The following is a 3,589-nucleotide window of genomic DNA, read 5'->3' as shown; positions in this document are numbered from 1 at the left end:
GGCCGTGACTACTCCCGGCTGGTCCTCGTGGATCGCGAGCAGCGTGAAGGCGCCCTCGAGGCGCTGGCAGGCCTGCTGCATCGCGAGGGTCAGCACGTCGCCCTCGGATCCGCTGTCCTTGAGGCTGCGGTAGATGGAGCCCAGAAGCCCCGCGGCCACCTCGGTGTCGGTGTCGGAGATGAACTCGAGGCCGTCGGCCAGCAGTTCCGCCTTGAGCTCCGCATAGTTCTCGATGATGCCGTTGTGGATGACGGCCAGTCGGCCCGCATCGGCGAGGTGCGGGTGGGCGTTCTGGTCGGTGGGGCCGCCGTGGGTGGCCCAGCGGGTGTGGCCGATGCCGGTCAGGGACCGCGGCAACGGCGCGGCGGCGAGTTCCTGGACCAGGTTGGTCAGTTTGCCGGCCTTCTTGCGGGATTCGACGCCCGACGGCGTGAGCACCGCCACGCCGGCGGAGTCGTATCCGCGGTATTCGAGGCGCCGGAGGCCCTCCATGACGACGTCGAGGGCACCGTGCTTCGCCTCCCCATTCGCCGAGTTACCTGCTGACCCGACTGCCGGCGGCACAGCTTCCAGCGTTGAAAGGACCTGTCCGCGTTCGCGGCCTACATAACCTACGATTCCACACATGATCTCAAGCCTACCGGCAGTAGTGGTTTGTTAATGTCAAGGTCAACGGGCAGAATGCTCAGGGTGAACGATCGAAGCCCGGGTACTCAACAGGCCTGTGGTCCCGAAACTTTCACCCCCTTCGTGGAGCTCGACCGGCAGATGTGGTCACGGCTCTCCAATGAGATCACCTCTCCCCTCAACTCCGAGGACATCCAGCGGCTCCGAGGCCTGGGAGACGCACTGAACCTCGACGAGGTCCGCGAGGTCTACCTCCCCCTCTCCCGGCTCCTCAACCTCTACATCGCCGCAGCCGGTGAACTGCATTCGGCCACCAATACCTTCCTCGGTGAGACGACCCGACGGACACCGTTCGTGATCGGAGTGGCGGGCTCGGTCGCCGTGGGGAAGTCGACGACGGCGCGCGTGCTGCGGGACCTGCTGCGCCGGTGGCCGGAATCCCCGAGCGTCGAACTCGTCACCACCGACGGTTTCCTCTACCCGAACGCCGAGCTCAAGCGCCGCGGGCTCATGGAGCGGAAGGGCTTCCCCGAGTCCTACGACCGGCGGCGGCTCCTTCGCTTCGTGAGCGAGGTGAAGAGCGGCGCCGATGAGGTGCGCGCCCCGTGGTATTCACATTTGACCTATGACATCGTGCCCGGCCGGGAAGTGGTGGTGCGGCGGCCCGACGTCCTGATCGTGGAGGGCCTCAACGTCCTCGCGCCCGCGCGGGCACGGCCGGACGGCATCACGGGACTCGCCCTCAGCGATTTCTTCGATTTCTCCGTCTACGTGGACGCCAAGACGTCCTACATCGAGCAGTGGTACATCCAGCGGTTCCAATCGCTGCGGTCCGGTGCGTTCGCCGACCCCCATTCCTATTTCCACCGGTACGCCCGGCTCTCCGACGACGAGGCCCGTGAGACGGCGCAGGGAATCTGGCGGCGCATCAACGAGCCGAACCTGATGATGAACGTGCTCCCGACCCGCGGACGGGCGCAGCTGGTCCTGACCAAGGAGTCCGACCATTCGATCCGGAGGATGCTGCTACGGAAGACCTGACAGCCCGACGCGCCCGGATCACCGGCCCGCGGCTCCCCGCCCTGCTGCTGGGGGCCCTGTTCCTGAGCGCTTGCAGCGTGGACCCCGACGTTCCTGCAAGAACGACGGCGGCTTCCGCGGCCCCCTCTCCACCCCTTTCCGCCACCCCTTCCCGTCCCCCTTCCCACGCAGCCGATCCGACGGCCGGGCAGGCGGCGTCCGACGCGCCGGTGCCTGAAGAGCCGACGCCTCCCGAAAGTCCGTTACCCGTGGCACCGGCTCCCGGATCGCCGTCCCGCGGAGGGGAGGCCCCTGGGCCCGGTCCGGCCGCTGAAGCACCCGGCGAGCACTCGGACCCGTCGGCGATCGACGTCGTCGTCAACAAGCGGCGGCCGCTGAACCCCCCGGACTTCGCGCCGGCCAGCCTCGTTCCACCTGGCGTCGCGCTTGGACCCTCGGCGGGGAGCGCACTGCTCCGGCCGGACGCGGCCGCCGCCGTCGAGCGGATGTTCGCCGATGCACAGTCCGACGGCGTGAACCTGACAGTGCTCAGCGCGTACCGCTCGTACGCGAACCAGGAATCGACCTACGCCTACTGGGTAAACCAGTACGGTGATGCCGCGCTGGCGGATACGGTATCGGCACGGCCCGGGCATTCAGAGCACCAGACGGGCCTTGCCGTCGACGTGGGGCAGGACGACGGCGCGTGCACCCTGGCCACCTGCTTCAGTGACACCGCGGCGGGACAGTGGACCGAGGCGAATGCGGCGGCCTACGGGTTCATCGTGCGCTATCCGCAGGGCTTCGACGGGATCACCGGCTTCTCCTGGGAGCCGTGGCACCTCCGCTACGTCGGCTCCGAGGTTGCTCGGGCGATCGAGGCTTCGGGGACGGCCACCCTCGAGCAGCATTTCGGGCTTCCCGCGGCACCAGGATACTGAGGAGTCAACTCGTACTCTTGTCGGTGGAGGTTGTGAGGTCTACCGTAATGGAACGGAGACTCGCCAGCGGTGCAGTCTGGGGTTTCCCGCAGGGAGGAACTCTGATGCAAACTTTGGACCGGGATGAATTGAGTATCCATGTCGATGCTCCTCCCGAGGACGTTTATGCGATCGTGGCTGACGTAACCAGGACGCCGGAATACAGCCCGGAGATAGCATCTTGCGTATGGCTTGGCGGTGCTGTTGGTCCCGCACTCGGTGCCCGGTTCAAGGCACAGAACAAAATCGGAAAATCTCGATGGAGCAACAAGCCGATCGTCACTGCAGTGCTACCTGGCCGGGAGTTCGCTTTCGCACGGGCCGAACCCCTCTGTGGCATCCTGCACTGGCGTTACCGGTTTGAACCCGCGAACGGCGGAACCCGAGTGACCGAGTCATACGAAGTAGTGCGGCCCATCACCCGGGCCGGATGGATCATAGTGAGCAACTTCGGTCGTGATAGGAACCGCCGTAAGACTATGCATGACGGCATGGCGGAAAGCCTGCAACGGCTCCGCACTCTCGCCGAGCAAAAACCTACCGGAGCCTAACCTCCACAGTTGGGAAGCGCCTTACGCTACCGGCTCCAGCGCCAGGCGGCCCTGCACGATCGCCGCGAGGTCGTCGGCAATGCGCTGAGCGGTCTCCATGTCGGCGGCCTCAACCATCACGCGGACCACGGGCTCGGTGCCGGAAGGCCGCAGCAGGACGCGGCCCGTCTCTCCCAGCACCTCCTGCGCTTTCCGCACGGCGTCCTGCACGCCCTCGTCGGAGTTAACGGCGGTGCGGTCCACGCCCCGGACGTTGATGAGGACCTGGGGAAGCTTTGTCATGACGCCAGCAAGGTCCTTGAGGCTCCGCCCGGTTTTCGCAACCTGTGCAGCCAGCTGCAGTCCCGTGAGCACGCCGTCGCCCGTGGTGGCGTATTCGGCGAAGATCACGTGGCCCGACTGTTCGCCGCC

Annotated in this window: 4 protein-coding genes and 1 pseudogene; 3 read left to right on the top strand and 2 right to left on the bottom strand. The window is 66.5% G+C overall.

Going from position 1 to position 3,589, the window contains the following annotated elements; genetic code table 11:
• Nucleotides 1-627 (bottom strand): class II glutamine amidotransferase (locus Y705_RS20765; RefSeq protein ID WP_173401108.1); only part of this gene is annotated, 627 nt, incomplete at its 3' end.
• Nucleotides 628-681: 54 nt separating this feature from the next.
• On the opposite strand from Y705_RS20765, the gene coaA reads away from it, so the two are divergent.
• The 3 genes from coaA to Y705_RS21600 all read left to right on the top strand — a co-directional run bounded on the left by coaA (nucleotide 682) and on the right by Y705_RS21600 (nucleotide 3,178).
• Nucleotides 682-1,668 (top strand): type I pantothenate kinase, encoded by a 987-nt coding sequence (gene coaA / locus Y705_RS0116050; RefSeq protein WP_081738123.1) that lies wholly within the window; start codon nucleotides 682-684, stop codon nucleotides 1,666-1,668.
• Between the two features lie 248 nt (nucleotides 1,669-1,916).
• Complete coding sequence (locus tag Y705_RS0116045; RefSeq protein WP_049822903.1) at nucleotides 1,917-2,588, top strand: M15 family metallopeptidase; 672 nt, start codon at nucleotides 1,917-1,919, stop codon at nucleotides 2,586-2,588.
• A gap of 104 nt (nucleotides 2,589-2,692) precedes the next feature.
• Entirely contained in the window at nucleotides 2,693-3,178 is a 486-nt protein-coding gene (locus tag Y705_RS21600) for an SRPBCC family protein (RefSeq protein WP_081738122.1), read from the top strand.
• A gap of 21 nt (nucleotides 3,179-3,199) precedes the next feature.
• Here Y705_RS21600 and Y705_RS20760 read toward each other — a convergent pair.
• A pseudogene (locus Y705_RS20760) lies at nucleotides 3,200-3,589 on the bottom strand (phosphoglucosamine mutase); the annotation flags it as partial.

It is taken from the genome of Arthrobacter sp. H41, assembly GCF_000520535.1.
GTDB lineage: Bacteria > Actinomycetota > Actinomycetes > Actinomycetales > Micrococcaceae > Arthrobacter_D.
This window is presented reverse-complemented; position numbering and strand designations above follow the sequence as displayed.